At 68.5% G+C, this 26,853-nt stretch carries 25 protein-coding genes; 18 read left to right on the plus strand and 7 right to left on the minus strand.

The window, feature by feature from the left end; genetic code table 11:
- Window positions 1-8: 8 nt before the first annotated feature.
- Window positions 9-704, minus strand: a complete 696-nt coding sequence (locus tag CJ179_RS25600; RefSeq protein WP_072942904.1) for an alpha/beta fold hydrolase — start codon at window positions 702-704, stop codon at window positions 9-11.
- Between the two features lie 105 nt (window positions 705-809).
- Between CJ179_RS25600 and CJ179_RS25605 the strand changes: the two genes are divergently transcribed.
- The 4 genes from CJ179_RS25605 (at window position 810) to CJ179_RS25620 (ending at window position 7,174) form a co-directional block, all read left to right on the plus strand.
- Window positions 810-2,744 carry an FAD-dependent oxidoreductase gene (locus tag CJ179_RS25605; protein ID WP_095863270.1) on the plus strand — a complete coding sequence of 645 codons (1,935 nt, stop codon included), beginning with the start codon at window positions 810-812 and terminating at the stop codon, window positions 2,742-2,744.
- 104 nt (window positions 2,745-2,848) lie between these two features.
- The gene (locus CJ179_RS25610) at window positions 2,849-3,718 is read left to right on the plus strand and encodes a branched-chain amino acid ABC transporter permease (RefSeq protein ID WP_072942908.1); all 870 of its coding nucleotides are present in this window, start codon (window positions 2,849-2,851) and stop codon (window positions 3,716-3,718) included.
- Between the two features lie 5 nt (window positions 3,719-3,723).
- Window positions 3,724-6,297 carry an ATP-binding cassette domain-containing protein gene (locus CJ179_RS25615; RefSeq protein ID WP_095863271.1) on the plus strand — a complete coding sequence of 858 codons (2,574 nt, stop codon included), beginning with the start codon at window positions 3,724-3,726 and terminating at the stop codon, window positions 6,295-6,297.
- A gap of 73 nt (window positions 6,298-6,370) precedes the next feature.
- Window positions 6,371-7,174, plus strand: coding sequence for an SDR family NAD(P)-dependent oxidoreductase (locus CJ179_RS25620; protein ID WP_072942912.1), 804 nt, complete (start codon window positions 6,371-6,373; stop codon window positions 7,172-7,174).
- A gap of 68 nt (window positions 7,175-7,242) precedes the next feature.
- Here CJ179_RS25620 and CJ179_RS25625 read toward each other — a convergent pair whose 3' ends face one another.
- Complete coding sequence (locus tag CJ179_RS25625) at window positions 7,243-8,403, minus strand: ABC transporter substrate-binding protein (RefSeq protein ID WP_072943157.1); 1,161 nt, start codon at window positions 8,401-8,403, stop codon at window positions 7,243-7,245.
- A 189-nt stretch (window positions 8,404-8,592) separates the two neighbouring features.
- Between CJ179_RS25625 and CJ179_RS25630 the strand changes: the two genes are divergently transcribed.
- Both CJ179_RS25630 and purD read left to right on the plus strand, forming a co-directional pair.
- Window positions 8,593-9,909 (plus strand): FAD-dependent oxidoreductase, encoded by a 1,317-nt coding sequence (locus tag CJ179_RS25630; protein WP_095863272.1) that lies wholly within the window; start codon window positions 8,593-8,595, stop codon window positions 9,907-9,909.
- An 89-nt stretch (window positions 9,910-9,998) separates the two neighbouring features.
- Window positions 9,999-11,252, plus strand: coding sequence for a phosphoribosylamine--glycine ligase (gene purD / locus CJ179_RS25635; protein WP_095863273.1), 1,254 nt, complete (start codon window positions 9,999-10,001; stop codon window positions 11,250-11,252).
- Window positions 11,253-11,323: 71 nt separating this feature from the next.
- Here purD and CJ179_RS25640 read toward each other — a convergent pair whose 3' ends face one another.
- Window positions 11,324-12,076, minus strand: a complete 753-nt coding sequence (locus CJ179_RS25640) for a 3-hydroxybutyrate dehydrogenase (RefSeq protein ID WP_072942918.1) — start codon at window positions 12,074-12,076, stop codon at window positions 11,324-11,326.
- Window positions 12,073-13,461 carry an MFS transporter gene (locus tag CJ179_RS25645; protein WP_095863274.1) on the minus strand — a complete coding sequence of 463 codons (1,389 nt, stop codon included), beginning with the start codon at window positions 13,459-13,461 and terminating at the stop codon, window positions 12,073-12,075. Before CJ179_RS25645 ends, CJ179_RS25640 begins: the two co-directional genes overlap by 4 nt.
- Window positions 13,462-13,553: 92 nt before the next feature.
- Between CJ179_RS25645 and CJ179_RS25650 the strand changes: the two genes are divergently transcribed.
- The 6 genes from CJ179_RS25650 (at window position 13,554) to CJ179_RS25675 (ending at window position 18,018) form a co-directional block, all read left to right on the plus strand.
- Window positions 13,554-14,501: a LysR family transcriptional regulator gene (locus tag CJ179_RS25650; protein WP_373560154.1), complete on the plus strand. Its 948-nt coding sequence runs from the start codon at window positions 13,554-13,556 to the stop codon at window positions 14,499-14,501.
- A gap of 23 nt (window positions 14,502-14,524) precedes the next feature.
- Window positions 14,525-15,691 (plus strand): pyridoxal phosphate-dependent aminotransferase, encoded by a 1,167-nt coding sequence (locus CJ179_RS25655; RefSeq protein ID WP_072942924.1) that lies wholly within the window; start codon window positions 14,525-14,527, stop codon window positions 15,689-15,691.
- A 91-nt stretch (window positions 15,692-15,782) separates the two neighbouring features.
- Window positions 15,783-16,070, plus strand: coding sequence for a PLDc N-terminal domain-containing protein (locus CJ179_RS25660; protein WP_072942926.1), 288 nt, complete (start codon window positions 15,783-15,785; stop codon window positions 16,068-16,070).
- 56 nt (window positions 16,071-16,126) lie between these two features.
- Window positions 16,127-16,546: a DUF1707 domain-containing protein gene (locus tag CJ179_RS25665; protein ID WP_072942927.1), complete on the plus strand. Its 420-nt coding sequence runs from the start codon at window positions 16,127-16,129 to the stop codon at window positions 16,544-16,546.
- A gap of 105 nt (window positions 16,547-16,651) precedes the next feature.
- The gene (locus tag CJ179_RS25670; RefSeq protein WP_095863276.1) at window positions 16,652-17,245 is read left to right on the plus strand and encodes a PepSY domain-containing protein; all 594 of its coding nucleotides are present in this window, start codon (window positions 16,652-16,654) and stop codon (window positions 17,243-17,245) included.
- A gap of 92 nt (window positions 17,246-17,337) precedes the next feature.
- A complete protein-coding gene (locus tag CJ179_RS25675; RefSeq protein WP_095863617.1) occupies window positions 17,338-18,018 on the plus strand; it encodes a DUF998 domain-containing protein in 681 nt (226 codons plus the stop codon).
- Here the strand turns inward: CJ179_RS25675 and CJ179_RS25680 are convergent.
- On the minus strand, window positions 18,005-19,528 hold the full coding sequence (locus CJ179_RS25680; RefSeq protein WP_095863277.1) for an alpha/beta fold hydrolase: 1,524 nt from the start codon (window positions 19,526-19,528) through the stop codon (window positions 18,005-18,007). The two genes, CJ179_RS25675 and CJ179_RS25680, sit on opposite strands and share 14 nt — an antisense overlap.
- Window positions 19,529-19,627: 99 nt before the next feature.
- On the opposite strand from CJ179_RS25680, the gene CJ179_RS25685 reads away from it, so the two are divergent.
- The 3 genes from CJ179_RS25685 to CJ179_RS25695 all read left to right on the plus strand — a co-directional run bounded on the left by CJ179_RS25685 (window position 19,628) and on the right by CJ179_RS25695 (window position 22,186).
- Complete coding sequence (locus tag CJ179_RS25685; protein WP_015888636.1) at window positions 19,628-20,257, plus strand: TetR/AcrR family transcriptional regulator; 630 nt, start codon at window positions 19,628-19,630, stop codon at window positions 20,255-20,257.
- A gap of 22 nt (window positions 20,258-20,279) precedes the next feature.
- The gene (gene purB / locus CJ179_RS25690; RefSeq protein WP_072942936.1) at window positions 20,280-21,701 is read left to right on the plus strand and encodes an adenylosuccinate lyase; all 1,422 of its coding nucleotides are present in this window, start codon (window positions 20,280-20,282) and stop codon (window positions 21,699-21,701) included.
- Window positions 21,702-21,775: 74 nt separating this feature from the next.
- A complete protein-coding gene (locus tag CJ179_RS25695) occupies window positions 21,776-22,186 on the plus strand; it encodes an HIT family protein (RefSeq protein ID WP_095863278.1) in 411 nt (136 codons plus the stop codon).
- 37 nt (window positions 22,187-22,223) lie between these two features.
- Here the strand turns inward: CJ179_RS25695 and CJ179_RS25700 are convergent, their stop codons facing one another.
- Window positions 22,224-22,967 carry an NRDE family protein gene (locus tag CJ179_RS25700; protein ID WP_095863279.1) on the minus strand — a complete coding sequence of 248 codons (744 nt, stop codon included), beginning with the start codon at window positions 22,965-22,967 and terminating at the stop codon, window positions 22,224-22,226.
- A gap of 92 nt (window positions 22,968-23,059) precedes the next feature.
- On the opposite strand from CJ179_RS25700, the gene CJ179_RS25705 reads away from it, so the two are divergent.
- Genes CJ179_RS25705 through CJ179_RS25715 form a run of 3 tightly spaced genes read left to right on the plus strand, consistent with a single transcriptional unit; the run spans window position 23,060 to window position 25,180 of the window.
- Window positions 23,060-23,560 (plus strand): MarR family winged helix-turn-helix transcriptional regulator, encoded by a 501-nt coding sequence (locus tag CJ179_RS25705; protein ID WP_072942942.1) that lies wholly within the window; start codon window positions 23,060-23,062, stop codon window positions 23,558-23,560.
- Entirely contained in the window at window positions 23,557-24,402 is an 846-nt protein-coding gene (locus CJ179_RS25710; RefSeq protein ID WP_095863280.1) for an ABC transporter ATP-binding protein, read from the plus strand. Before CJ179_RS25705 ends, CJ179_RS25710 begins: the two co-directional genes overlap by 4 nt.
- Window positions 24,362-25,180 carry an ABC transporter permease gene (locus tag CJ179_RS25715; RefSeq protein ID WP_072942946.1) on the plus strand — a complete coding sequence of 273 codons (819 nt, stop codon included), beginning with the start codon at window positions 24,362-24,364 and terminating at the stop codon, window positions 25,178-25,180. Before CJ179_RS25710 ends, CJ179_RS25715 begins: the two co-directional genes overlap by 41 nt.
- 9 nt (window positions 25,181-25,189) lie before the next feature.
- On the opposite strand, the gene CJ179_RS25720 is transcribed toward CJ179_RS25715, so the two are convergent.
- Window positions 25,190-26,842, minus strand: coding sequence for a (2,3-dihydroxybenzoyl)adenylate synthase (locus CJ179_RS25720; RefSeq protein ID WP_095863281.1), 1,653 nt, complete (start codon window positions 26,840-26,842; stop codon window positions 25,190-25,192).
- Window positions 26,843-26,853 lie beyond the last annotated feature (11 nt).

Raw genomic sequence — 26,853 nt, forward strand, 5'->3', positions numbered from 1 at the left:
GCGACGGCCTACGACGAGAGCCTGTGAAGCAGCGCGGCGACCTGATCGGGAATCGTCACCATGGCCATGTGGCCGGATTCGAGAAAGACGGTATCGCCGCCGACGACGGCGGCCGATCGCTCCTGCAGTTCGGGCGGATAGCAGGCGTCCTTCGTCAACCGTACGTATGTGCGGGGTATGTCGGCCCGAAGGCCGGACAGATCGACGGACTCGGTGAGTAACGCGGCGGAGTCGTCGACCAGCTGGTCGATCATCCAGCCGGTCTGCTCGGCGTCCATGTCGTTGCAGAGCATCGCTGTGGCGCCCCCGGGATCCTGGCGATAGACACCGCCTTGTACCGACTCTTCCACTGTGGCGCGGACGTCCGGGTCGATCTGGTCGAGCACTCGCGTGCCGTCGGCCGGGACGACGGCGGAGAGGAAGACGACGTGCCGCAGTCGGCCCGCGAGCGCCGGCATGGCCGGCGTGGCCGTCACTCCGGCGAATGAATGTGCGACCAGAACGATGTCCTCGAGGTTCGCCGCCTCCACATCCTCGACGACGGCCGCGGTGCAGTCGGCGAGGGTGACGGACCGCGGGTCGGCGGACCGGCGTCTACCCCGTCCGGGGAGATCGACTGCGAGAGTGTCGCCTTCGAGCAACGGCAGGAGTGGGTCCCAGCAGGAGGCGCCCATTCCTGCGCCATGGATGAGAACGAACGACATGATTCCCCTCAAATTGAACTGATATCAGTTTGAATCTAAAGAAGTTACCGTGTGATGTCAATCACCTGCTAGCGTGAAGTGAATCCAGTTCAGTTAGGAGCATTCATGACGTCTCCACGTGCTGCTCGGCCGCTGCAGCTCGGCCCGCTTCGGTTGGCGAACCGACTCGTCGGGACGGCGCACGCCTCGGGAGCGGTCGCCGGCGGTGTCCCGTCGCCCGGCGACGCAGACTACTGGCGCCGCCGGGCAGCGGGCGGGGCCGCGATGCTGATCGTCGGCGGCACCGTGGTGTCACCGAACTCGGCCAACCGCAACGGCAACATCACCGAGGCCTGGCGTCCGGAAATCGTCGCAGGCCTCGAGGCCCGGGCACGGGCGATCACGGAGGAGGGGGCCGTGGCGGCGTGCCAACTGGTCCACCTCGGTCGTGAAACGCTCGGCGCCGAACTGTGGAGCCATCCCGTGGGGCCGACCGTCGTCCGCTCGCCTCGCGAACCGACGCGTCCCCGCGCACTCGGGCCCGCCGAAGTCGACGGGATCGTCGACGCCTTCCGCACATCCGCTGTTCACGCGTGGTCCGCCGGATTCCCCGTCGTCGAACTGCACGCAGCCCACGGATACCTGCTGGCGCAGTTCCTCTCGCCGGTCACCAACTTCGGCCCCGACGCCACGACGGTCTCGCAGCGGGTGCGGATCCTCGACCGCATCGCGGCCGCGGTCCGCGACGCGTGTCCCGGTCTCGTCCTCGGTGTGCGCGTCTCCGCAGAAGGGGGCGAAGAAGCCGGCCTCGGCATGGACGGGCTGTGTGAGCTCCTTCCGTACCTCTCCGGCTTCGACTACGTCAACGTCACTGTCGGCGTCCGCACCACCTACGTCCGGGACATGGCCGTCACCGACCCGCCGCTGCTCGATGCGGTCGGACGGCTGCGCGCGGCCACCGCGACACCGCTGCTCGTGTCACAGTCCTTCCGCACCGGTGCGTCCATCGACACCGCCCTGCGGTCGGGTGCCGACCTCGTCGGCGTGGCACGACCGCTGATCGCGGACCCGCACTTCCCGCGGAAGATGCTGACCGGCCGGGAATCCTCGATCCGCCCGTGCGTGTCCTGCAACGAGGACTGCCGGGCGTTCGACCCGGTCCTGCTCTGCTCGGTCAATCCGGAACTCGCTCCGCCGGGCGAGTCCGCACGCCCGGCGTACCCGCTGACCCTCGGCCCGACGCGCCGGTCCACGGACCGGCGCCGGATCGCCGTCGTCGGTGCGGGCCCGGCCGGGCTCGAGTGCGCGACGCGGCTCGGACCCGACCACGACGTCACCCTCTTCGACGGTCGCGACCGGATCGGGGGCCAGCTCGCGATTGCCGCGGGCGCACCACACCGCAGCGGCTGGCGTCGCCTCCTCGACTACTACTCCGACAACCTGTCGGGGGTGACGATCCGGCTGGGCCACCGGGTGAGTGCCGCCGAGCTGGAGGGCTTCGACGACGTGGTCCTGGCGGTCGGGGCCGAGGAGACGCTGCCCCGTGAAGCGGCAGGAACGACGTCGCTGCTCACGTCGCAGGCACTGGCCGGGGGAGGGGAGCCCCTGCGCGGCGCCGGCCATGTCGTCGTGGTCGACGACGGATTCGGGCTCTGGCCCGCGGCGAGTTCGGTCGAAGCCGCACTCGCCGCCGGCGCCGACCTCGTGACGGTCCTGACGCCGGCCGCGGCCTTCGCGTCGGGCCTTCCCGCAGAGGGGCGCGTGCAGTATCTGCGCCGGCTGTCGGGCCAACCGGTCGACGTGCGCGTGCTGTCGTCGATCGTCTCGGTCTCCGACGGCTCGGTCGAGTTCGAGAGCACGCTGTCGGGGGCGAGGACCCGCCTCCACGCCGACCGGGTCGTCGTCGCCGGCGAGCGGCGCTCGGCCGACTGGTCGCTCCTCGCGCCCGACAACCCACGCGTACACGTCATCGGCGATGCGCTCGTCCCACGCAAGGTCGCACACGCCGTCGCCGAAGGCCATGCTGTCGCCCGTGAGTACTTGTTAACCGCCGGCGGTTAACAAGTACTCACGGGGGCAGCGGTGTGGTTGCGCTCACACTCGCGGTCCCTTAGGTTACTGAACTGAAGTCAACTCAATTCGAATCGGCCGCCCTCGGAGGCATCGTGGATCAGTTGTTCATCACCTTGACCACCGGCATCGCCAACGGTGCCGTGTACGGTCTCATCGGACTCGGATTGGTCATCATCTTCCGATCGACCGACGTCATGAATTTCGCAATGGCATCGCTGTCCACTCTCGCCATCTATGTTGCTCTCAGTGCATACGGGGCCGGCGTGGGCATCGTCGTCGCACTGGTCGTCGCGGTCGTTTTCGGAGCCCTCAGCGGAGTCGTGGTGCGGGAAGCGCTGATCCGTCCACTGGGGCAGGGAAAGCTCTTCGCCGCGCTCGTCGTCACGATGGGCTTGTCGATCATTGTCGAGCATCTGATCGGCCAGTACTGGGGAGAGCAGCCGCGACGCTTCCCGCAGCTCATCGACGGCACGATCTCGATCGGCAACTCGAATCTGATGCTGCAGGACATCGCCACGATCGTCCTCGCCGCGCTGGCCGTGTCGGCCATTGCGTACCTCTTCACGCGTACGCCGCTCGGATCTGCGATGCGCGCGGTCGCCGAATCTGCCGAGACCGCCGAGATCATGGGCATCAACGCGCACAAGGTCGCGCGGACCGCCTGGGCTCTCGGCATGGCGCTGGCGGTGCTGGGAGTCTTCCTGTACGCCCCGAAAACCGGGGTGTCGCCGGTGATCCTCGCCCCCGTGTTGTTCCGTGCTTTCGCAGGCATCCTGCTCGGTGGCCTCACCAGCATGTACGGCGCCGTCATCGGTGGGCTCATCATCGGTGTCCTGGACAACCTCGCTGCAGCCTATATCTCCGCCAGCTTCCGCGACACGTTCGTCTTCTGTGTGGCGGTGCTCGTGCTGCTCATTCGTCCCCAGGGCATCTTCGGCCGCCAAACCTTCGAGAGGGTCTGATATCCATGGTCACAAAAGACATCTCGGCCCAGCCCACCGGACGCACCGCCCAGCGGCTGTACAGCGCCGGTCAGCTCCTCGGAGGCCCGGCTGCCGCGCTCCTCACGCTGGTGGTGCTGTCTTCCGGACTCGTACCGGGCTACCAGATGTACACGGTCGGACTCGCTGCCGTGTACGGACTGATCGTCCTGTCCATCTCGCTGCTCGCCGGGTGGACGGGTATCTGGTCGATCGGGCACCCCGCAATGGTTGCGATCGGCGCGTATGCAACCGCCTACGGCAGCAGTCACGGTTGGGGACTTGCCTTCACCTCCGTTGTCGCCGTTGTCTTGTGCGCACTGCTGGGAGGCTTCCTCGGTTTCGCCGGCTCCCGCTTCTCCGTGCTGTACGTCGCCCTTCTGACGTTGGCGTTCACCTTGGTGATCCTCGAGATCATCGGTGCGTGGAAGAGCGTCACCGGCGGCGACCAGGGAGTGCCGGTCGAGACGTTCGAGACCGCGCTCGGCGACCTCGTTCCGTCGTCCGACGAAGTCACCTACCTGGCCGTCGGAATTCTCGGTCTCGCGATCGCGGTGTCGGTGTTCCTGCGCCGCACGACCATCCGTATGCGTATGGTCGCCGCCAAGACGCACCCCCTGGCGGGCAGGTCGATCGGTATCGCTCCCGAATTGCAGTCGAGCCTCGGCTTCGCGATCAGTGCGGGTGTCGCGGGCCTGTCCGGTGTGCTACTCGCCTTGCTGTCGGGCTTCATCAGCCCGGAGGGGTTCTCGATGGTGTTCGCGGTCAACCTGATTGCCGCGACCGTCCTCGGCGGGACCGGCAGTGTGATCGGTGCCGTTCTCGGCGGCGCGTTCCTGGCGTCCGCACCGACCTTGGCGTCGTCCCTGTCGATCGACCAGCCCTACCTGATCGGGGGTGTCCTGATTCTCACCCTGCTGTTTCTCGCCGATGGAATCGTCCCGACGGCCGGGAAGCTGTTGCGCCGATTCGTCCCGGTCACCCGGGCACTCGGCCGCCCGGCGCCGTCCCTCTCGGGACCCGATCTCGTCGACACTGCGGGATCGGGCGCGAACCTGCGGGCCGATGCCGCCGAGGCGGCCGTGCTGAGGACGGAGGCACTCGGTGTCCGATTCGGTGGTCTTCAGGCCGTGCACGATATCGATCTCCGCGTCGGTGCGGGTGAGGTGCTCGCGATCATCGGGCCGAACGGGGCCGGCAAGACCACGTTCGTCAACGCCCTGTGTGGCCTGATCGGTGGCGGTGAACTCGAGGGGACGATGGAACTCGGTGGCCGACCGCTGAACGGCGTGCGGGCGACTCGTCGACGTTCGCTCGGCCTCGGCCGGACATTTCAGCATGCCGAACTTTTCGCGGAACTGACCGTTCTCGAGAATGTCAGTGTCGTCAACCGTTGGGAGCGCCGTGCCGATCGCGACTCTGCGTTGCAGGTACTCGCAAGTGTCGGGTTGGCCGACCACGTGCACCGACTCCCCGGAGAACTGCCGTTCGGGCTGCAGAAGCGGGTCGATCTGGCCCGTGCGGTCGCGGCGCTGGCCGACAACCCGCGATTGATGGTTCTCGACGAGCCGTTCGGTGGCCTCGACGCGGACGAACGTCGGACCCTCGCAGAACACATCCGCCGGCTCTCGGATTCCGGTACCTCGGTGGTCATCATCGACCACGTCCTCGACGATCTGTTCGCCGTCGCGGATCGGGTGGTGGCGTTCGACTTCGGTGAGCTGATCGCCGATGGAACCCCGGATACCGTTCTCCAGAACCAAACGGTCCGCGACTCGTATCTCGGAAACATCGACACCACACTGATCGCACCCGACATCGACCGAGCGGCGACGCCGTTGATCTCCGTGCGGGGGGTCGAGCACCACTACGCGGGTGTACGTGCGTTGTCCGGCATCGATCTCGACGTCCACGCGGGCGGCATCCTCGGCATCGTGGGCGCGAACGGCGCCGGCAAGAGCACCCTGGGCCGGATCCTGCACGGCGACCTGCACTCGACCGGCGGCACCCGGACGGTCACTGGCACAGATGCGCTGCGGCTCAGCCTGGTTCCCGAGGGGCGTGCCTTGTTCCGCACCCTGTCGGTGCGCGAGAACCTCGAGGTCGCGGCGTACGCCGCAGGAATCTCCGGCCGCCGGTTGCGCACTCGGCTCGAAGAGTTGCAGCACGGACTCCCCGAACGTGTCCGCACCCGCATGAACATCCCGGCAGGCTCGCTGTCCGGCGGCGAACAACAACTGGTCGCCATCGCCCGTGCGCTGATGGCCGACCCCGAGGTTCTGATCCTCGACGAACCTGCGCTGGGTCTGTCCCCGGCCATGGTCGACGAGGTCTACTCGCAGGTCAATGCTCTGGCGCGTCGCGGCATCACGACCATCCTGCTCGACCAGTCCCTCGCCCGCGCGCTCGAATCCTGCAGTGAGATCGTTGTTCTCCGTCAAGGTGAGGTCGTCGCGCGCGGCAACAGCGGCACGCCGGGATTCGGTCAGATCGCGGAGGCGGCGTACTTCGGTACCGAGATCCCCGCGCACATCGGGGAAGTGTTCGTACCAAAGCCGTGACGGCCGTGGGCGTTCCGCGAAGCTGAATCGCCGTCCGGATCGATCAGGCTCGGAGAAAAGGAGAACGGAGAAGATGAACAAGTCTCGGACGGCAGGACACGGCAGATTCGACGGCGCAGTAGCCCTGGTAACCGGAGGCGGATCAGGAATCGGAGCAGCCGTTGTCGCGCAGCTCGTCGACGAGGGTGCTGCCCGCGTCTACGTGGTCGACATCGTGGTCGACGAGCTGCGCCGTCGGTACGGCGACGATCCGAAGACGATCGTCCGAGTGGTCGATGTCTCGGACCCGGCGGCCGTCGACGCCGCCATGGCGGAGGTCGTCGCCGCCGAGGGCCGGCTCGACGTCGTCGTGCACGCCGCCGGTGTGGACGACCCTGAGTCCAAGAAGATCATCACGGAGGCGACTGCCGCGGGCACCCCGATCGACCTGACGGCGAACCTCACCGATGCACGGTGGCGTCGTGTGATGTCGGTCAACCTGGACGGAACATTTCACGTGGTGCGCTCCGCAGTGCGGGAAATGAAGCCGAAAGGTGGCGCGATCGTCGTGATCGGCTCGTCCTCGGCATTCGACACCTTGACGGGGTACCCGCACTACGCGGCGTCCAAAGCGGCCGTCCATGCTTTCTGCCAGGCCGTCGCCAAGGAGGTCGTGGCCTTCGGCATCCGGCTCAACCTCGTCGCTCCCGGACCGACGGAGACCGGCATGTCCGCTCGCACACCGGAAGAACTGAAAATGCAGTGGGTCAACAACACACCGGTGCCGTACGCGACACCGGACGAGATCGCGGACAACGTGCTGTTCCTCGCCTCGGAACAGGCCAGGAACGTCGTCGGTGCGGTGTTGCTCAGCAACCGTGGGCGATTCACCGTCTGAGCTCCACCCCCACCGACAACTGTGTCCCGCCCCTGAATTCAGGGGCGGGACACAGTGCTACTGCGGTGCTACTGCGGCGACACGAAGTCGCCGATGGGGACGAACTTGCCGTCCTCGACCTGGACCCGGACCACGCTGCGGGTGCCGACATGCTCGTCGGCGCTGAACGTGAGCGGAGGCATGACGCCTGTGTCGAGGGTGCCGCTCGCGACTATCGCGTCGGTGATGGACTCGGACGTGATCTCGCCGTCGATGGTCGCGAGAACCTGGGCGAACGCTTTGGCCGAACCGTAGGTTGCCAGCGAGTAGAAATCGGGCTTCTCGCCGGGCTTGTACTTCGCCAGTGCCTGACGGTATTCCTCGACCTCCGGGGTGTCGGCGGTGGGAGGCAGCGTGAGTGACACGGCGCGGAATCCGTCCGCATTCTTACCTGCCAGGTCGAGCAGGCTGTTGCCGACCGTAGGGGAGTAGCCGTAGCTGGGAATCTTCACACCCTGCAGCGCCATCTCGTTGAGGTAGGCGGCGGCCTCCTGGATCGGCAGAATCGTGAGGACCGCGTCGGGTGCGGCCGCACGGATCTGGGACACGAACGGGCTGTAGTCCGTGGTACCGAGCTTGACCTCCACCGTCGAAACCTCCGCACCGGCCTTCTCGAGCTCGGTCGTGGCGACTGCGCCCACATTCACGAACGCGGCCGGATCGTTGCGGATGATCGTGACCTTCTTGGCACCCTCGTCGAGTGCCCACTGCGCGGCAGCGCGCGCCTGGTTCTCGTAGAGCGTCTGGCTGCCGAACAACCCGTCCCGCGGCGGGTCGTACCAGGCGGCGGAGCCGCCGTAGGTCCCGAACACGGGGATCTTGTTCTGTTCGAGGACGAACGGAAACGTTGCTTCCGTGGTGGCCGTGCCGTTGGCGCCGACAATCGCGACAACCCGGTCGCGAGAGACCAACTGTCGCGCCACCTGAATCGTCTGCTGCGGATCGAAGGCATTGTCGACCGGCGTCCACTCGACGGGGCGTCCGTGGATCCCCCCTGCCGCATTGAGCTGATCGAAGAACGCTTGGGTGCCCGCCTCCTGCGGAAGACCGCCCGACGCCTGTGGCCCCGAGAGGGGAAGCCACGCACCGAGTTTGATCGGGCCACCCGCATCGCCGTCGCCGGCATGCGTTCCGCAGGCGGTCAAGGTTGTGGCGAGAACCACGCCGACCGTGAGAAGAATTTTCCGCACATCCACTCCTTGAATCGAGTTCAGTTCAATGGATGTTATAGGGGAACTCGTGTGTCGGCAATCACATTCGTGCACGACGCGGAGCCGCGCGGCTCGGCAATCTCCCGAACTATTGAACTGACTTCAGTTAAAGAGTTAGTGTGTCGGTGGTAACACAACGGCTCGGTCACATGCGATGAGGAGCATTGGATGGCAGAAATCGAAACCGACGTACTTGTGATCGGCGCCGGGATGGCCGGGTTGACTGCGGCCGCGCGGGCGGCGACCAGCGGAAAATCGGTTGTCGTCGTCGAGAAGTCCGCGGCGATCGGCGGGTCCGCGCAGTTCGCCGGATACGCATGGACCGCGCCTTCGCACGAGGTCATGGACGAGGTCAACCCGGACGGTGATCCGGAATTGCGGCGAGCGCTGGTCGACGGGTTCTCCGACGGAATCGACTGGATCCGGTCCCTCGGCGTCGACTGCGCGGACGCGGTCACCGTACTCCGCTACGGCACCGGGCATCAGTTCGACACCAACCGGTACATCGACGAGTGTCGTCGCCGAATCCGAAGTCACGGCGGTGAGGTGCACACAGGGGCAGAGACTCTCGCGCTGCTCCCGCTGGACGGTGGAGTCGCCGGTGCGCGTGTCCAGCTCGCGGACGGCACCGAATGTGAAATACATTCCCCGGCGACGATTCTTGCGACGGGCGGATTCCAGGCGAATCCCGAGTTGGCCTCCGCGCACATCCACCCCGCGGCGAGCGAGATGCAACTGCGTTCCAATCCCACCAGTGCGGGAGACGGACTTCGCCTGGCCGAGGCCGTCGGCGCGGCGACCGGGACGGATCGGTCCGGCTTCTACGGCCACCTCGTACCGACGGGCGTGCGCTTCCGCGACCCGTCCGATTTCGTCGCACTCTCGCTCTACTACAGCGAGCACGCGCTGTTGTTCAACCTCGACAACCGCCGTTTCACGGATGAGACCGTCGGGGACCATCTGACCACGATGGACCTGCTGGAGCAGCCCGAGTCGCGAGGGTTGCTCGTTGCCGATGCGCGGGTCTACCGCGACTGGATCACCGGCAGCTACGTGGAAGGCGCCGCGTCTCTCGACAAGTTCGACCTCGCGCAGCGCCGGGGTGGGCGGTGTGGAATCGCCGAGAACCTGGACGAGTTCGCCTACCTTCCCGAGGAGTGGGGCTACGACGGCGCTGCGATCGCACATCAGATCCGCTCTCTCAACGCGGCGGGTGCGGACGGGCAGCCTCCGCGGAGGTTCGACTCGTCCCCGCTCGACGAGGGTCCGTACTACCTCGTCGAGGCATGCCCGGCTCTGACGTTCCCGTTCCACGGCATCCGCATCGACGAGCACGGCCGTGTCCTCGATTCGGCGGGCGGCACGATCAGTGGACTGTTTGCCGCCGGATCGGACACCGGCGGACTCTACAACCGCGCATACACCGGAGGTATCGCACCTGCTCTGGTGTTCGGCTTGGCCGCCGCGGATCGAGCAGCTTGCTGACGCCCGTGAGTAATTGTCAACCGCCGGCGGTTAACAAGTACTCACGGGTGGCGGAGCCGCAGCCTGGCGCGGCCCGTAGGCTGACACCCGTGCGCGTACTCGTTATCGGCTCCGGAGCCCGTGAACATGCCCTCCTTCTCGCCCTTGCTCGCGATCCGGGTGTCAGTGCCCTGATGTGCGCGCCCGGCAATGCCGGGATCGGCAAGATCGCCGAGCAGCACTCGGTCGACATCGCGTCCGGGGAGGCGGTGTCGGCCCTCGCGAAGAAGCTGGACGCCGACCTCGTCGTGGTGGGCCCCGAGGTCCCGCTGGTGCTCGGTGTCGCGGACGCCGTCCGCGCGGCAGGCATCGCCTGCTTCGGCCCGTCGGCCGACGCCGCGCGTATCGAGGGTTCCAAGGCGTTCGCGAAGGACGTCATGGCCGCCGCCGGCGTGAAGACCGCGCACAGCGAGATCGTCGACTCGCCCGCCAAGCTGGACGAGGCACTGGACCGCTTCGGGCCCAACTGGGTGGTCAAGGACGACGGCCTCGCGGCGGGCAAGGGTGTCGTGGTCACCACCGATCGGGACGCCGCCCGCGACCACGCGGCCGAACTGCTCGAGAACGGCCACCCCGTCCTCCTCGAATCCTTCCTCGACGGTCCCGAGGTGTCGCTGTTCTGCGTCGTCGACGGTGAGACCGTCGTGCCGCTGCTGCCGGCCCAGGACCACAAGCGGGTCGGCGACGGCGACACCGGACCCAACACCGGCGGCATGGGCGCCTACACGCCGCTCCCGTGGCTGCCGGAGCAGACCGTGACCCAGATCGTCGACGACGTCGTGAAGCCGGTGGCCGCCGAGCTCGTCGCCCGCGGCAGCGCCTTCAGCGGTCTGCTGTACGCCGGGCTGGCGATCGGCAAGGACGGCCCGGCCGTCGTCGAGTTCAACTGCCGTTTCGGTGACCCCGAGACCCAGGCGGTTCTCGCGCTGCTGAAGAGCCCGCTCGGGGAGCTGCTGAACGCGGCGGCCACCGGAACGCTCGACCGGGTCGCGCCGCTCGAATGGCAGGACGGCTCGGCGGTGACTGTCGTGGTCGCGGCCGAGCACTACCCGGCGACCCCGCGTACCGGCGACGTGATCACCGGCGCCGACGGTGACGGCGTCCTGCACGCAGGCACGAAGCTCGTCGACGACCAGGTGGTCTCCGCAGGCGGACGCGTGCTCAGCGTGGTCGGCGTCGGAGCCGACCTCGACGCGGCGCGCGCCGACGCGTACTCCAAGATCTCCGCGATCAAGCTGCCGGGAAGCCACTTCCGGAAGGACATCGGGCTGGCCGCGGTCGAGGGCCGCATCGCCATTCCCTGAGGTCGAAGCACTGTAGAAGCAGGCGTGCACCCCCGGAGTATCCGGGGGTGCACGCCTGCTTCGTCACCAGGTCATCGGGCGGTCCAGCCTCCGTCGATCGTGTAGGAGGCGCCGGTGACCATGCCTGCGTCGGCGGACGCGAGCCACGCGACGAGGGAAGCGACCTCCGACGGTTCCACCAGTCGCTTGATCGCACTCTCGGTGAGCATCACCTTCTCGATCACCTCGGACTCGCTGATGCCGTGCACCTGCGCCTGATCCGCGATCTGCTTCTGCACCAACGGCGTCAGGACGTATCCGGGGTTGACGCAGTTGCTGGTGACGCCGTGCGGACCGCCCTCGAGGGCCGTCACCTTCGACAGTCCCTCGAGCCCGTGCTTGGCGGTGACGTACGCGGCCTTGAACGCCGACGCGCGGAGTCCGTGCACCGACGAGACGTTGACGATGCGCCCGAAACCCGTCGCATACATGTGCGGCAGGGCGGCACGGATCAGCAGGAACGGCGCCTCGACCATCAGAGTCTGGATGCGCCGGAAGTCCTCGGGGCGGAATTCCTCGATGGGACTGATGGTTTGGATCCCGGCGTTGTTGACGAGGATGTCCGTCTCGAGCCGCAACTCGGTGAGCGGATCGGTGTCGAGGAGGTCGACGTGCCACGCCGTTCCGTCGATGTCGTCGGCGAGGCTCTTGGCGGCCACGTCGTCGACATCGGCGACGGTGACGTGGGCTCCGCGCGCGGCGAGCGCCCGGGCGCAGGCCGCGCCGATGCCGCTGGCGCCGCCGGTGACGAGCGCGGTGCGCCCGCTCAGGTTCTGCTCGGTCATGCCGGGACCTCGTTCTTCGCGCCTGCGGCCTTCTCGTCGGCGAGGATCTGCGCGTCCGCCGCGTCGATCGACTCGAGCGAGATGCCCTTGGTCTCCCGGGCGACGACGACGGCGACGGCGGTGATCAGGCAGGCGATCGCCAGGTAGATCGCGATCGGAACGGCCGAGTCGTACTTGCTGAGCAGGCTGGCCGCGATGATCGGCGCCAGCGAACCCGCCACGATCGACGTCACCTGGTAGCCGAGGGAGACACCCGAGTACCGCATGCGGGTCGGGAACATCTCGGCCATGATCGCCGGCTGACCGGCGTACATGAACGCGTGGAACACCAGTCCGATGATGATCGCCGCAAGGATGACGGCGTTGTGCCCGCTGTTCATCATCGGGAAGGCGAAGAAGCCCCACGTGCCCGCGGTCAGCGCACCGATCATGTAGACGGGACGACGGCCGATGATGTCGGAGAGCCGCCCGACGAGCGGGATCGCCGCGAAGTGCACGGCATGGGCGATCAGCATCCACCAGAGGATCTGCGCGGTGTCCGTGTGGACGACCACCTTGAGGTACGTGATCGAGAACGTGACCACCAGGTAGTACATGACGTTCTCACCGAAGCGCAGGCCCATCGCCGTCAGCACGCCGCGGGGGTAACGCTTGAGCACCTCGAAGACGCTGAACGACGTCTCCTTGATGTGCTCCGCTTCCTTCTGCGCCTGGATGAAGATCGGCGCGTCCGTCACCTTCGTGCGGATGTAGTAGCCGACGAGGACGATGACGGCGGACAACCAGAACGCCACACGCCAGCCCCAGCTGAGGAAGGACTCGTCGGACAGCGTCGTCGTGAGGATCAGCAGGACCACGGTCGCGACGAGGTTGCCCGCGGGCACACCGGCCTGCGGCCACGACGCCCAGAAGCCGCGGGATTTGCTGGGGCTGTGCTCGGCCACCAGCAGCACCGCGCCGCCCCACTCGCCGCCGACGGCGAATCCCTGGATGAAGCGGAGCGTGACGAGCAGGGCGGGGGCCCAGTACCCGATCTGGCCGTAGGTGGGCAGGCAGCCCATCAGGAACGTGGCCGTGCCGACGAGCAGGAGGCTGAACTGCAGTAACTGCTTGCGGCCGAACTTGTCGCCGAAGTGACCGAAGACGATGCCGCCGAGCGGCCGGGCGACGAAGCCCACGGCGTAGGTCACGAACGCCGCGATGATCGCGTCGAGTTCGTTGCCCCCGGCCGCGAAGAAGACCTTGCTGAACACGAGCGTCGCCGCGGTCCCGTAGAGGAAGAACTCGTACCACTCGACGACGGTGCCGGCCATGGATGCGCCGACCACCTTCTTCAGCCCGGACGGCGGGGCTTCCTTCACGTGCGCTGTATCGTCGACGCTCATCTGTCGCTCCTCTTCACACTCCGCACCCTGTTGTGACTGGGGGCACAGTTCATTGGTCCTGCCGAGTATTGATGCATATTTGTGCGCACACAATGACGCAACCTGCAACCCGCATGTGCAAATATGCAGAAGTGACGCCCGGAACAGCCATGCCCAGCCCCGACGACCTCCTCGTTCTGCTGGCAGTGGGGCGAACCGGCCGCTTCAATACGGCCGCCGACGACCTGGGTGTCAACCACACGACCATCTCGCGCCGGATCGCGAGTCTGGAGAAAAGCCTCGGCGGCCGGGTGCTCGTGAAGGCCGCGGGCGGATGGGAACTCACCGACCTCGGGCGGCAGGCGCTGACCGCGGCCGAACGCGTGGAGGCCGCCGTCCACGGACTCGTCGCCGAACCCGGCGGCGCCGACCACCTGAAGGGAGTGGTCCGGGTGTCGGCGACCGACGGGTTCAGCGCCTACATCGCGGCGCCCGCAGGCGCGCTGATCCGCAGCAGGCACCCCGACGTGTCCGTGGAGATCGTCGCGATCACCCGCCGGGCCTCGCAGCATCGCTCGGGACTCGACATCGAGATCGTCGTGGGCAAACCGCAGGTGCACCGGGCGGAGGCGCTGTGGCTGGCCGACTACACCCTCGGCCTGTACGGGGCGCGGTCGTATCTGTCCGAACACGGCACCCCGACCCGAGTGAATGATCTGGCCGATCATTCACTCGTCTACTTCATCGACTCGATGCTGCAGGTCGACGAACTCGACCTGGCGCGCCGCCTCACCGTCTCGATGCGCGAATCGGTGACGTCCACCAACGTGTTCGTGCACGTCGAGGCCACCCGGGCGTCGGCTGGCATCGGGCTGCTGCCGTGCTTCATGGCCGACCGCCACGACGACCTCGTGCGGGTGCTGCCCGGGCAGGTCGAGGCCACGCTGGCGTACTGGCTCGTGGCGCGGCCCGAGTCGCTGCGACGACCGGAGGTCGCGGCGGTGGTGGGGGCGATCCGGGAGACGGTGGAATCGCAGCGGGACGCGTTGGCGGGGGAGTGAGCGCGTCACGCTAGCGTCATGGGGTGCGTCCCGAATCCCAGCGGTCCAACATCCAGACCTTCCACGTGATGGACGTGTGGAAGGCCGCCACCGAACGTCAGCGCACCCACGGCGACGTGCTGACCCTCGCGGCCGGGCAGCCGTCCACGCCCGCGCCGCAGCCGGTGCTCCGCGCGACGCGGGAAGTGCTCGACGGGCACCTGCTCGGCTACACCGAGACGTTCGGGATCCTGCCGCTGCGGGAGGCGATCGCCGGATATCACGCCGGCAAGTCCGGGATCGACGTCGACGCCGAGGACGTCGTCGTGACCACCGGTTCCTCCGGCGCATTCACGCTGCTGTTCCTCGCCGCCTTCGACGTCGGCGACACCGTCGTGGTGGCCCGCCCCGGCTACCCGGCCTACCGGAACACGCTCGCCGCGCTCGGCTGCAACGTCATCGAGATCGACTGCGGAGCCGACACCCGGTTCCAGCCGACGGTCGCGATGCTCGACGCCCTGCCCGAGCCGCCCGCCGGACTGATCGTCGCGAGCCCCGCCAACCCCACCGGCACCGTCATCGACCCCGGCGAACTGGCCGCCCTCGCCCGCTGGTGCGACGCCCACGGGACGCTGCTGATCTCCGACGAGATCTATCACGGCATCGGATACGGCGATCAGGCGATGACCAGCTCGTGGGAGACGTCCCGCGAATCCGTCGTCGTCGGCTCGGTGTCCAAGTACTTCTCGATGACGGGCTGGCGGCTGGGCTGGATGCTGGTCCCCGAGGGGCTGCGCCGGCCGTTGCAGCGGCTGGCGTCGAACATGACGGTGTGCCCGCCCGCCATCTCCCAGTACGCGGCGATCGCGGCGTTCACCGAGGAATCGAGGGCCGAACTCGACGGCCACGTCCAGCGCTACGCCGTCAACCGGGAGTTGCTGCTCACCGGACTTCCCGAGCTGGGCATCACCGACCTGGCACCCGCCGACGGGGCGTTCTACGTCTACGCCGACATCGGGCACCTGCTCGGCGGATCCCACGGCGCGACGTCGACGGAATGGTGCTCGCGGCTGCTGCAGGACACCGGTCTTGCGCTGGCCCCCGGCATCGATTTCGACACCGTCCACGGAGACAAGACCGTCCGGCTGTCGTTCGCCGGGTCCACGGCCGAGGTCCGGGAATCCCTGGTGCGACTGGGCCGCTGGCTGTAGCCGCGGTTCACTCTTGCGGCGATGCCGCAGCAGTTGTTCGATGGACTTGGGCGCACCGCGTGTTCGGGCGCGCCAGGCAAGGAGAACGACGATGCTGTACGTCGCGTTGCTCGCATTCGTGTTGTGGGTCCTGTGCTTCGCCGACGCCGTCACCACCGACGACGACCAGTTCCGGAACCTCTCGAAGGAGGGGTGGCTGGTGATCGTGCTGCTGCTTCCGCTCGTCGGCTCGGTGCTGTGGCTCGTGGCCGGGCGGCCGCAGAAGATTCCGCGCGATCGGCTGCCCGCCGATCCGGAGGAAGCCGAGTTCGTGCGGCGGTGCCGGGAACGCGCGGAGGAACAGCGCCGGCAAGGTTTCCACGGGCGCGACCAGGAATAGAAGGCCTACACTGTGGCTAGGATTACAGTGTTACAAACCAGGCGCGAGGCGACGACATGAGCGACATCAGTCATCCACAGCCACCCCTTCCTGGCGGAGTCCGCATCGGGACCGTGGAGCGGGAGCAAGCAGCGGCGGCACTCGCCGAACATTTCGCAGCCGGACGGCTCGAGACCGACGAGTTCGACGCCCGGGTGCGGGCGGCGTACCTCGCCAAGACCGCCGGCGACCTCGTGCCGCTGTTCGCGGATCTTCCGGACAAGCAGCGCTTCACGCCCGAACCCGAACGGGTGCGCGTGCGACGCGACCCCGGGCGGGAGGCGGCGGCGCTGCGGGTACTCGTGTTCGTGGTGGCCATCCTCGCCGCGATCCTGTGGGTCGCGTTGGTCCGCGTCCCCCCGCTCGTCTTCCTGCCCATCGTGTGGCTCGTGCTCGCCCGGCGCAGCTTCGGGCGGGGGTCGTGTCGGGCGTGGTGAGGGTCTGACTCGGGCCGAGAACTGGCGAAAACTACCGCGAGGTCGGTTGTGGCTCCCGTACTCTGACAGGCAGGTTTGACGCCGTCGAGCGATCGAGGAGCCACGATGACCAGCAGAATTGTGCGCTGTGCGAGCCTGATCCCGGTAGTCGCGGCCTCCGCGCTGCTGCTGGGCGGATGCGGTTCTGACAGCGGTGACACCCCGTCGACCTCCGCCAGTGCCACGGCGTCGGCCTCCGCTGCGATGACGTCGCCGACCGCCACGAGCGCGGCAGGGGCCGCGGCGGTCACCAAGGAACAGGCGGAGCAGACCGCTGTCGCGACGGTCCCGGGCGGCACGGTCGTGAACTCGGAGCAGCAGCAGCGGGACGGTAAGCCGGTGTGGCACGTCCACATCCGCGACACACGGGGCTACGACTACGACGTGAACGTCGACGCGGCGACCGGCACCGTGGTGTCCGACAGCCAGGACGGGCAGACCGCCACGGCGGCCGCACCCGCACCGCCCGCCGGCGCGGTGACCCAGCAGCAGGCGGAGCAGATCGCCCTGGCAACGGTCCCGGGCGGCACGGTCGCGAATTCGGAGCAGCAGCAGCGGGACGGTAAGCCGGTGTGGCACATTCACATCCGCGACGCCAAGGGCTGGGACTACGACGTCAACGTCGACGAGGCGACCGGGGCCGTCCTCCCCGACAACTGACCGCAGTGGGTAGAACGACTCAGATGACCGTCTCGGGAAGATGGGTAAGTTACCCGATGCCCGGACGGTGACGTCGCCCTAGCGTCGTGGTCATGGTCACCACGTCAGTTCGCGTGTCACGCCCCGACTTCCAGCGGTGGGCGGCCCGCGCGGGCGTCGCGGGTCCGGTGTTGTTCACCGCGGGATTTTTCGTCCAGGAGGCATTTCGCCAAGGCGACTACAGCCGGATCGCCGACCCGATCAGTGCTCTCGAGGCGGACCCACGCGGATGGATCCAACAGCTGAATTTCGTGGCCTTCGCCGTGCTGCTGACGATCTTCGCGATCGGACTCCATCGCGGCATCGCGAAAACGCGGTACGGCTGGGCAGGGCCCGCTCTGCTCGGCGTGGCGGCGGTGGGGCTGATACTCGCCGCAGTGTTTCCGTTGCGCGAAGATCCGGCAGGGGAGCCCTACGACCCGGGCCACCACGTGATCGCGGGGGTCACGTTCTTCTCGTGCAGCGCCCTCGCCCTGGTGGTGCTGTCGCGCCGGTTCGCCGCCGATCCGCGGTGGCGCGGCCTGGCGCGGTACGTCGGGGTCGCCGGAATTCTCGGTCTGGGCTGTTTCGTGTTGCTCGGCCGGTTCGCGATGCCGGGCGGCGCACCGTTGCACGAGGTCGCCGGGCTCCTCCAGCGCATGACAGTTCTCGCCGTCACGTTCCCGGCGCTGGTGGCGATCGCGCTGCGGCTCCGTCGCCTCGCCTGCCGGCCTCCGGCTCTCACCCGGTCGTGAACACCGGCATCTGCACTCGCGTGAGGCAACTCGTGTCGTAGCCGCCGGTCGGCTGCTCGAGGAAGCCGATCGTGACGGCCGGGGCGCAGTCCGAGGACTGCAGCACGTCGTGGCCGAGTCCGGGAAACTCGAGCACCTCGGACCGCGACAGGGTGGCGGCAGCGGTGCGCGCCTGCGACGGCGGAGTAACGGCGTCGAGCGATCCGGTGAGGAGCAGGGTCGGCACGTTGCTTCCCGTCGGCTCGTGCACGCGGACGTCGGACGCGGGCACGTCCCAGACGTCGCAGTCGTCGAAGATCCGGGCGGCCTGCGGCACCAGCGACAGCACCGCGTCCGGGAAGTCCGGGAGCACCTGCTTCGCGGTGGCGGCAACCTGCCCACGGTCGGTGAACGCCGTCTGCTCACCGCAGAACACCCCGAACGTCAGTCCGTAGCCGATGAGGCCGGGCGGCGTCACCGTGCCGAGCAGTGCGGTCGCGGCCGGGACGCCGTCGCCGGTGGCGGTCGCGTGGACGAGCGCGGGGAGTCCGGCGTAGTTGCCCGGCGCGAGGCTCTGCTGGATGACCAGATTCGCGAACGTGTACCCGTCGAGCACGACGCGTCTGCCGGACAGGTCGACGGTCAGCGGAGCGACGGCCAGGCGGTTCACGGTCGCGGTGAATTCGTCCTCGAGGCCCGGGTAGGCCTCGGCGCACGCCGGCTGCGCCGCGCACGCGTCGAACAGTGCTCGGTAGCCCGCGGCGGCGCCCGGCCAGAAGCCCTCGATGATGTTGTTCTGCGTCGGCACGACCGAGTCCAGCACCACGCTGCGGATGCCGTCCGGGTGGTCGCGGAGCACGGTGAGTGCGAGGTCGGTGCCGTACGAGACGCCGTAGACGTTCCACTCGTCGAGGCCGAGCGCCACCCGCAGATCCGCGACGTCGGCGGCGTTCTCCGCGGTGTCGTAGGCGCCGAGGTCGTAACCGCCCCCGGTGACCCGGTCGCGGCAGGTCCGAGTGGCCTCGACGTCGAGGGGTGCGGTCGCCGGATCGAGCGGGCTCAGAGCCGTCTGCGCCGCCTGGAACTCGTCGATCTCGGGGCATGCCAGGAAGGGGTCGGAATGCATGGTGCCGCGCTGGCCGAGGAACAGGACGTCGCGATCCCGGTTCAGCCCGAGCGGCGCGACCTGGGCGGCACTCGCCGGCGCGGGCCCGCCCGGACCTCCCGTGAGATAGACGAGAGGGTCGGGTCGCGGGGTCGCGGACGTGGCACCGAGCCGCGTCACGGCCAGTTCGATGCGTCGTCCGTCCGGACGGGAGCGGTCCTCCGGAACGGTCAACGTGCCGCAGCTGAACTCGGCGCCGAGGTCCAGTTGCGGCAGTCCGGGGACGTTCGGCGACGGGCATGCGGCGGCGGTGAAGACGGCCGCCGGATCGGGTGCCGGATCGCCGGCGGACCCGCACGCCGACGCCAGGACCATCGGCGCCGTCGCCGCGCATCCCAGGGCCAGCATCCGCACCGACACCCGCATCGTTCCGACGCTACGCCGGTGCGCGGCACCACCCACATACTTCGCGGTCTGTCGCCCAATCTGCCCTGGTGCGGCATCCGCGGCTGGCAGGATGAATTGGTGTCATCCGCGGCAACTCCGAAGGGCGAACGGCGCCGACAGGCGCTGGTCGAGGCTGCCGCCGATCTGCTCCTCGAGGGTGGATTCGACGCGGTCCGGCACCGCTCGGTGGCCACCCGCGCCGACCTTCCGCTCGCGTCGACCACCTACTACTTCGAGTCGCTGGACGACCTGATCGCGAAGGCAGTCGAATGCAACGGCAACCGCGACCTCGCGGTCATGCGCGGCCGCGTCGAGGACGTGACGCACCGGCGCCGCGGCCGCGAGTCCACCGTCGACCTCCTCCTCGACCTGCTCGTCGGACCGGCCCTGATCAGTGAGGACTGCCGCGAGAGGCTGATCTCCCGGTACGAGCGGTTCACGGCCTGCGCGCGCCGCCCCGAACTGCGCGAAGTCCAGTTGCGGTTGCGCGCGCAACTGGACGACGTCCTGACCGAGGCGCTGCGGCGCTCCGACCGCGACGTCCGGCAGGAGCAACTCCGGCGGCTCGTCGCCGTCGTCGACGGAGCCGTGGTCACCGCGCTCGGCGAGCACGACCCCGACCTGCGGGCCCTCGCCCGGGCGATGCTGCTCGACGTCGTCGACGTCGTCGCGCCCGCCCTCGACCGGCCGGACCACGTCGAGCTGTAGCGCCGCCGTAAACTGAGGACTCGTGAGCCGCATCCCGAACGTCCTTGCCAACCGTTACGCCAGCCCCGAACTCGTCGAGTTGTGGTCGCCCGAGCACAAGATCGTCCTCGAGCGTCAGCTGTGGCTCGCCGTGCTGCGGGCTCAGGCGGAACTCGGGATCGACGTGCCGGCCGAGGCGCTCGCCGACTACGAACGCGTGCTCGAGCAGGTGGACCTCGACTCCATCGCCGACCGCGAGCGCGTCACCCGCCACGACGTGAAGGCCCGCATCGAGGAGTTCAACGCCCTCGCCGGCCACGAGCAGGTCCACAAGGGGCTGACCAGCCGCGACCTCACCGAGAACGTCGAGCAGTTGCAGATCCTGCGGTCGCTCGAGCACGTCCACGCACACGGTGTCGCGGTCGCGGCCCGGCTGGCCGAGCGGGCCGCCGAGTACAGCAGCCTCGTCATGGCAGGCCGCTCGCACAACGTCGCGGCGCAGGCCACCACCCTGGGCAAGCGGTTCGCGTCCGCCGCCGACGAACTGCTCGTCGCGCTCACCCGGCTGCGTGAGCTGATCGACCGCTACCCGCTGCGCGGCATCAAGGGCCCCATGGGCACCGCGCAGGACATGCTCGACCTCCTCGACGGTGACTCGTCCAAGCTGGAGGCGCTGGAGCAGAAGGTCGCCGAGCATCTCGGCTTCTCCCACGTGTTCACGAGCGTCGGCCAGGTGTACCCGCGGTCGCTGGACCACGACGTGCTGTCCGCGCTGGTGCAGGTGGCGGCGGGGCCGTCGTCGTTCGCGCACACCATCCGCCTGATGGCGGGCCACGAACTGGTCACCGAGGGCTTCCAGCCCGGGCAGGTCGGGTCGTCGGCGATGCCGCACAAGATGAACACCCGCTCCTGCGAGCGCGTCAACGGACTGCAGGTCGTGCTCCGCGGATACGCGTCGATGGCCGCCGAACTGGCGGGCGCGCAGTGGAACGAGGGTGACGTGTTCTGCTCGGTGGTGCGCCGCGTCGCGCTGCCGGACGCGTTCTTCGCGATCGACGGACTCATCGAGACGTTCCTGACGGTGCTCGCCGAATTCGGCGCCTACCCCGCCGTCATCGAGAAGGAACTCACCCGGTACCTGCCGTTCCTCGCCACCACCAAGGTCCTGATGGCGCTGGTGCGGGCCGGAGTGGGCCGGGAGACCGCGCACGAGGTCATCAAGGAACACGCCGTCGCCGTCGCGCTGGCGATGCGTGAGCAGGGCAAGGAGCCCGACCTCCTCGACCGGCTCGCCGCCGACGACCGCCTGCCCCTCGACCGGGCCGCCCTCGACCAGGCTCTCGCCGACAAGAAGGCGTTCATCGGTGCCGCAGAGGCGCAGGTCGCCACGGTCGTGGCGCAGGTGCAGAAGCTCGTCGACGCCAACCCCGAGGCGGCCGCCTACCAGCCGTCCCCGATCCTGTAGGCGGCTCCGCCGCCCGTGCGCCTTTCTGGTTGCTGGGACTACCAAAAAGGCGCACAAGCACCGGAGGTGCCTACGTGAACTGCATTTTCTGCGAGATCGTGTCCGGCCGTTCCGATGCCAGCGTCGTGTACGAGGACGAGAACGTGATGGCGTTCATGGACATCCGGCCGTGGACGTCCGGACATCTGCTGGTGGTCCCGAAGCGGCATGCGAGCGGGCTCGCCGACCTCGACCCGGGCGACGGCGCGGCGGTGTTCGCGGTGGGGCAGCGTCTCGCGACCGCGCTGCGGCACGGGCCGATGCGGGCTCAGGGCGTCAACCTGTTCCTGGCCGACGGGATCGCCGCCGGCCAGGAGGTCTTCCACGTCCACCTGCACGTCGTTCCGCGGACTGCCGGTGACGGGTTCGGGTTGCGCGGAATGCCGAAGTCGCCGAGCCGGATCGCGCTCGATCAGACGGCGGGGGTCATCCGGTCCTCCCTCTGAGGTGAGTGGCAAAGCGTGCGGGAGCACACTTTGCCACTCACGTGGGGAGGGGGCCGTTCTCGTCGAAGCGTCGCTCGGTGATGTCGTAGGTGCCGTCCGCCCGGACCCGCAGCAGGGTCGACGCCCGCGTCCCGTACTCGCCGTGGCGGATGAACCGGGACGACAGGGCGCGTTCGAGTTCGGGTGCGACGCCCGTGTCGGGCAGCGCGTCCCACGGTGCCGGGTCGCTGTCGGCGAGCACGTCGAAGTACGCCCCCGGATCTGTGTCGGGGCTGCCGTCGTCCGCGGCGAGCGCGGCGGCGAACGCCTGTTTGCCGCCCGTCACCTTCGGCCACGGGGTGTCGAGTTCGGCGTTGGACAGGCCGTGGACGCCGGGTTCGACGCGCTGGATGCGACCGTGGGGCCGGTTGGTGACCCACCACAGTTCTGCGGCGTCGCCGACGAGCAGGTTGAAGCTGCCGTACTCGGCGCCGGTCGCGGCCACCTGTTCGGCGTGGTCGGCGGGTGAGAGCAGGCCGCGGAGGTAGTCGACGGGCAGGTCTCCGCGGGACCGGGCCCCGGTCGCGGGGGCGCCGTCGCGGACGTTGGTGACGGCCGCGAACCGCAGGGCGTCGGAGATGCCCATCCACGTTCCGCCTGCGAGCAGATCGCGGCCCGCGACGAAGCCGTCCTCCCATCGGTGCAGCGGTTCGGTGGGGCGGGCGTAGAACTCGTCGCGGTTGGCCGCGACGACGAGGGGGAGATCGGGGCGGGTATGCCAGGCGAACAGAACCAGGCACATACGGACGTCTCCTCGTCACCCTCGGTTACACGGTTGCAGGCCCGAGCGTAGCCGCCCTCGTAATACCTCTGAAACAGAGCTATATTGTGGGTATGGCACAGAACGAGGCTCCCGACCACTCCGGGTTGGCGCCTGCCGAGCAACTCTTCGCCGCAATCGGATTGTTGCGCAGGCACACCCGCCGACGCGTCGGCCGGCCGTGGCCGGAGACGCCGCTGACCGGGTCGCAGGTGGAGTTGGTGCGACTGCTCCGCCGCAGGCCCGGGACCTCCGTCGCGGAGGCCGCGGCGGCACTGGGTCTCGCGGCGAACACCGTCTCCACCCTCGTGCGGCAACTCACGGACGCCGGGCTGATCGAACGGGTGCGGGACGAGTCCGACCGCCGCGTCGCCCGCCTGGCGCTCACCGGCGCGGCGCGGTCGCAGGTCGAGCGCTGGCGCGACCGCCGCAATCTCGAGGTCGCGGCCGCATTCGACGGACTGAGCGCCGAGGACAGGGCGGCCATCGAATCCGCCATTCCCGCCCTCATCCGCCTCGCCGGAGCGCTCCATCCGGATCGCGCCGAGGACAGCGATCAGGAGGTCGCCCGATGATATTTCGCAGGGAGAAGGCCGCCGCACGAGCGCGGCCGTCCCGCAACGCGCTGGAACTGTCGCATGTGACCTACCGGTTCGGCGACTACACCGCGGTGAACGACCTGAGCCTCGTGATCGAGGCGGGCGAGTGTTTCGGCCTTCTCGGCCCGAACGGCGCGGGGAAGACCACGACGATCCGGCTGCTCAACACGCTTCTTCCGCTGCAGGACGGTGACGTCGGCATCTTCGGATACGACGTGCGCTCTCAGGCGATGTCCGTTCGACGGCTGCTGGGGTACGTGCCGCAGCAGTTGTCGATCGAAGGCGCGCTCACCGCCCGGGAGAACGTGTCCTGGTTCGCCCGCCTCTACGACGTCCCGCGGTCCGAACGCCGCGGCCGGGTGAACGAGGTGCTGGAGATGGTGGATCTCGCCGACGTCGCCGATCGGGTGGCGTCGAGTTTCTCCGGCGGCATGGTCCGGCGCCTCGAACTCGCGCAGGCGCTGGTCAACCGGCCGTCGCTGCTGGTGCTCGACGAACCGACGGTCGGGCTCGATCCGGTCGCGCGGGATTCGGTGTGGACCCGCGTCACCGAGATGCAGAAGCAGTACGGGATGACGGTGCTGCTCACCACCCACTACATGGAAGAGGCCGAGGCGCTGTGTGATCGGATCGCGCTGATGCACCGGGGCGAACTGCGCGCGGTCGGTTCGCCGGCCGGACTCGTCGCCGCACTCGGGCCGGACGCGACGCTCGACGACGTCTTCCGCCACTACACCGGTGACAGTCTCACCGCCGACGAGAAGGGAGGGCTCCGGGATGTCCGTAGCGCCCGCCGCACCGCGCGTCGTCTGGGGTGAACCGCCGACCCGCGGTGTGCTCCGGCTGATCTCGCGGATCGCCACGTTCTGTCTGGTCGAGTTGCAGAAACTCCGTCACGACCGAACGGAGTTGGTGACCCGTGCGATCCAGCCGATCCTGTGGCTCGTCATCTTCGGGGAGACGTTCAGCCGCATCCGTGCGATCCCGACCGGCGACGTCCCCTATCTGGACTACCTGGCGCCGGGCATCATCGCGCAGTCGGCGCTGTTCGTCGCGATCTTCTACGGCATCCAGATCATCTGGGAACGCGACGCCGGTGTCCTCACCAAATTGCTCGTGACACCCACTCCGCGTGCGGCTCTCGTGACGGGCAAGGCGTTCGCGGCCGGTGTCCGCGCGGTGGCCCAGGCCGTGGTCGTGGTGGTCGTGGCGGCGCTGCTCGGCGTCGCGATGACGTGGAACCCGCTGCGCCTCCTGGGCGTCGTCGTGGTGGTGGTGCTGGGAGCGGCGTTCTTCTCGTGCCTGTCGGTGGCGATCGCGGGGGTGGTGCTCAAACGTGACCGGCTGATGGGGATCGGGCAGGCGATCACCATGCCGCTGTTCTTCGCGTCGAACGCGCTGTATCCGGTGGAACTCATGCCGGGATGGGTCCAGGCGATCAGCCGGGTCAACCCGCTGAGCTACGAGGTGTCCGCGCTCAGGGGGCTGCTCATCGGCCAGCCGACCAACTACTGGCTCGATTTCGGGGTGCTCGTGGCAGCCGCGGTGCTCGGGATCGCCGTCGCGTCCGCGCTGCTGGGGAGACTGTCCCGGTAGCCGGCCGGGTCACGACGTGACGAACGTCTTCTCCAGTGCCCGGCGCAGTTCCGACTTGCTGATCTTGCCGATACCGGTGACCGGGAACTCGTCGACGAACACCACCTTGTCGGGCACCTTGTAGTCGGCGAGTCCGCGGCCGCGGACGAACTTCTTGAGTTCCACGGCCTTCGGCTGCTCGCCCTGGACGACGACGAACGCGCAACTGCGTTCGCCGAGGTACTGGTCGGGCATCGACACGACCGCGACGTCGGCGACGGCGGGGTGCACGAGCAGATGGTTCTCGACCTCTTCCGCGGCCACCTTCTCGCCGCCGCGGTTGATCTGGTCCTTCGCGCGGCCCTCGACGACGAGATAGCCGTCGTCGGTGAGGCGGACGATGTCGCCGGTGCGGTAGAAGCCGTCCTCGGTGAACGCCGTCGAATTGTGTTCGGGGGCCCGGTAGTACCCGCGGATGGTGTAGGGGCCGCGGGTGAGCAGATGACCGGACGTGCCGCTCGGGACGGGTTCGCCGTGGTCGTCGACGACCCGCACCTCGTCGTCGGGGCTGATCGGCCGGCCCTGGGTGGTGACGATCGTGTCTTCCGGGTCGTCGAGCCGGGTGTAGTTGACCAGTCCCTCGGCCATCCCGAAGACCTGCTGCAGCGTGCACGCGAGTTCGGGCCGCACCCGCTTGGCGGCCTCGGCGCTGAACTTCGCGCCACCGACCTGCAGCACCTCGAGACTCGAGATGTCCCGTTCCGTGCGGGCGGCGGCGGACAGCCACGCCAACGCGAGCGGCGGCACCAGCGACGCGATCGTGACGCCCTCCCGCTCGATGAGCGCGAACGCGGTGTCGGGACTCGGATCCGGTGCGAGCACCACGCGGCCACCGGCGTGCAGCACGCCGAGGATGCCGGGGGAGCTCATCGGGAAGTTGTGCGCCGCAGGGAGAACGACCAGCAGGCGGGTGTTCTCGTCGATGCCGCAGATGCGGTCCGACTCACGCACCGAGTACAGGTAGTCGGTGTGGGTGCGCGGGATCAGCTTCGACACCCCGGTCGTTCCGCCGGAGAGCTGCAGGAATGCCACGGATTCCGGACCTGCCGCCGGCTCGTCCGAGATCGGGTCCGCCGTGCGCAGTTCGTCGAGGGAGGTGAACTCCTCCGCGTCCCCGGCCACGAAGACTGTCGGCGGGTTCTCCGCCGACGCCACCACGTCGCGGGCGAGCGTGCGATAGTCGAAACCGGCGTGCGTGTCGGTGACGACGTAGGCCGCGGCGTCGGCGAAACTGCAGAAGTAGGAGATCTCCTGGGAGCGGTGCGCGGGCAACGCGAACACCGGCAGGGCGCCGAGCCGGAAGACCGCGAAGATCACCTCGACGTACTCGACGATGTTCGGCAGTTGCACCACCACCCGATCGCCGGGCTGCACCCCCGACGACTGCAGCCCGGCGGCGAGCCGGTCGGCGCGGTCGGACAGTTCCCGGTAGGTGAGGGCGCGGTCGGTCCCGGACGCGTCCGGTCCGGTCACGGCGATCGCGTCCCCGAATCGCTCGGCGCGGGCGCCCAGGAACTGCTGGAACGTCTCGTCCGTCCAGTACCCGGCGGCACGGTACCGTGCGACGAGTTCGGCGGGATAGCCGGTGGTGGTCTCCAGGGGAGCGCGAACGCTCGTGGTCATCGAAAGTCCTT

Origin of the sequence: Rhodococcus sp. ACS1, from assembly GCF_002300155.1 — a bacterium.
In the GTDB taxonomy this organism is placed as follows: domain Bacteria; phylum Actinomycetota; class Actinomycetes; order Mycobacteriales; family Mycobacteriaceae; genus Rhodococcus_F; species Rhodococcus_F koreensis.

Bases quoted from the DNA above. Each gene is read 5' to 3' on its own strand.
- CJ179_RS25600 (WP_072942904.1), bottom strand. From the start codon at position 704: ATGTCGTTCGTTCTCATCCATGGCGCAGGAATGGGCGCCTCCTGCTGG.
- CJ179_RS25605 (WP_095863270.1), top strand. From the start codon at position 810: ATGACGTCTCCACGTGCTGCTCGGCCGCTGCAGCTCGGCCCGCTTCGG.
- CJ179_RS25615 (WP_095863271.1), top strand. From the start codon at position 3,724: ATGGTCACAAAAGACATCTCGGCCCAGCCCACCGGACGCACCGCCCAG.
- CJ179_RS25620 (WP_072942912.1), top strand. From the start codon at position 6,371: ATGAACAAGTCTCGGACGGCAGGACACGGCAGATTCGACGGCGCAGTA.
- CJ179_RS25630 (WP_095863272.1), top strand. From the start codon at position 8,593: ATGGCAGAAATCGAAACCGACGTACTTGTGATCGGCGCCGGGATGGCC.
- CJ179_RS25640 (WP_072942918.1), bottom strand. From the start codon at position 12,076: ATGACCGAGCAGAACCTGAGCGGGCGCACCGCGCTCGTCACCGGCGGC.
- CJ179_RS25645 (WP_095863274.1), bottom strand. From the start codon at position 13,461: ATGAGCGTCGACGATACAGCGCACGTGAAGGAAGCCCCGCCGTCCGGG.
- CJ179_RS25650 (WP_373560154.1), top strand. From the start codon at position 13,554: ATGACGCAACCTGCAACCCGCATGTGCAAATATGCAGAAGTGACGCCC.
- CJ179_RS25660 (WP_072942926.1), top strand. From the start codon at position 15,783: ATGCTGTACGTCGCGTTGCTCGCATTCGTGTTGTGGGTCCTGTGCTTC.
- CJ179_RS25665 (WP_072942927.1), top strand. From the start codon at position 16,127: ATGAGCGACATCAGTCATCCACAGCCACCCCTTCCTGGCGGAGTCCGC.
- CJ179_RS25670 (WP_095863276.1), top strand. From the start codon at position 16,652: ATGACCAGCAGAATTGTGCGCTGTGCGAGCCTGATCCCGGTAGTCGCG.
- CJ179_RS25675 (WP_095863617.1), top strand. From the start codon at position 17,338: ATGGTCACCACGTCAGTTCGCGTGTCACGCCCCGACTTCCAGCGGTGG.
- CJ179_RS25680 (WP_095863277.1), bottom strand. From the start codon at position 19,528: ATGCGGGTGTCGGTGCGGATGCTGGCCCTGGGATGCGCGGCGACGGCG.
- CJ179_RS25700 (WP_095863279.1), bottom strand. From the start codon at position 22,967: ATGTGCCTGGTTCTGTTCGCCTGGCATACCCGCCCCGATCTCCCCCTC.
- CJ179_RS25705 (WP_072942942.1), top strand. From the start codon at position 23,060: ATGGCACAGAACGAGGCTCCCGACCACTCCGGGTTGGCGCCTGCCGAG.
- CJ179_RS25710 (WP_095863280.1), top strand. From the start codon at position 23,557: ATGATATTTCGCAGGGAGAAGGCCGCCGCACGAGCGCGGCCGTCCCGC.
- CJ179_RS25715 (WP_072942946.1), top strand. From the start codon at position 24,362: ATGTCCGTAGCGCCCGCCGCACCGCGCGTCGTCTGGGGTGAACCGCCG.
- CJ179_RS25720 (WP_095863281.1), bottom strand. From the start codon at position 26,842: ATGACCACGAGCGTTCGCGCTCCCCTGGAGACCACCACCGGCTATCCC.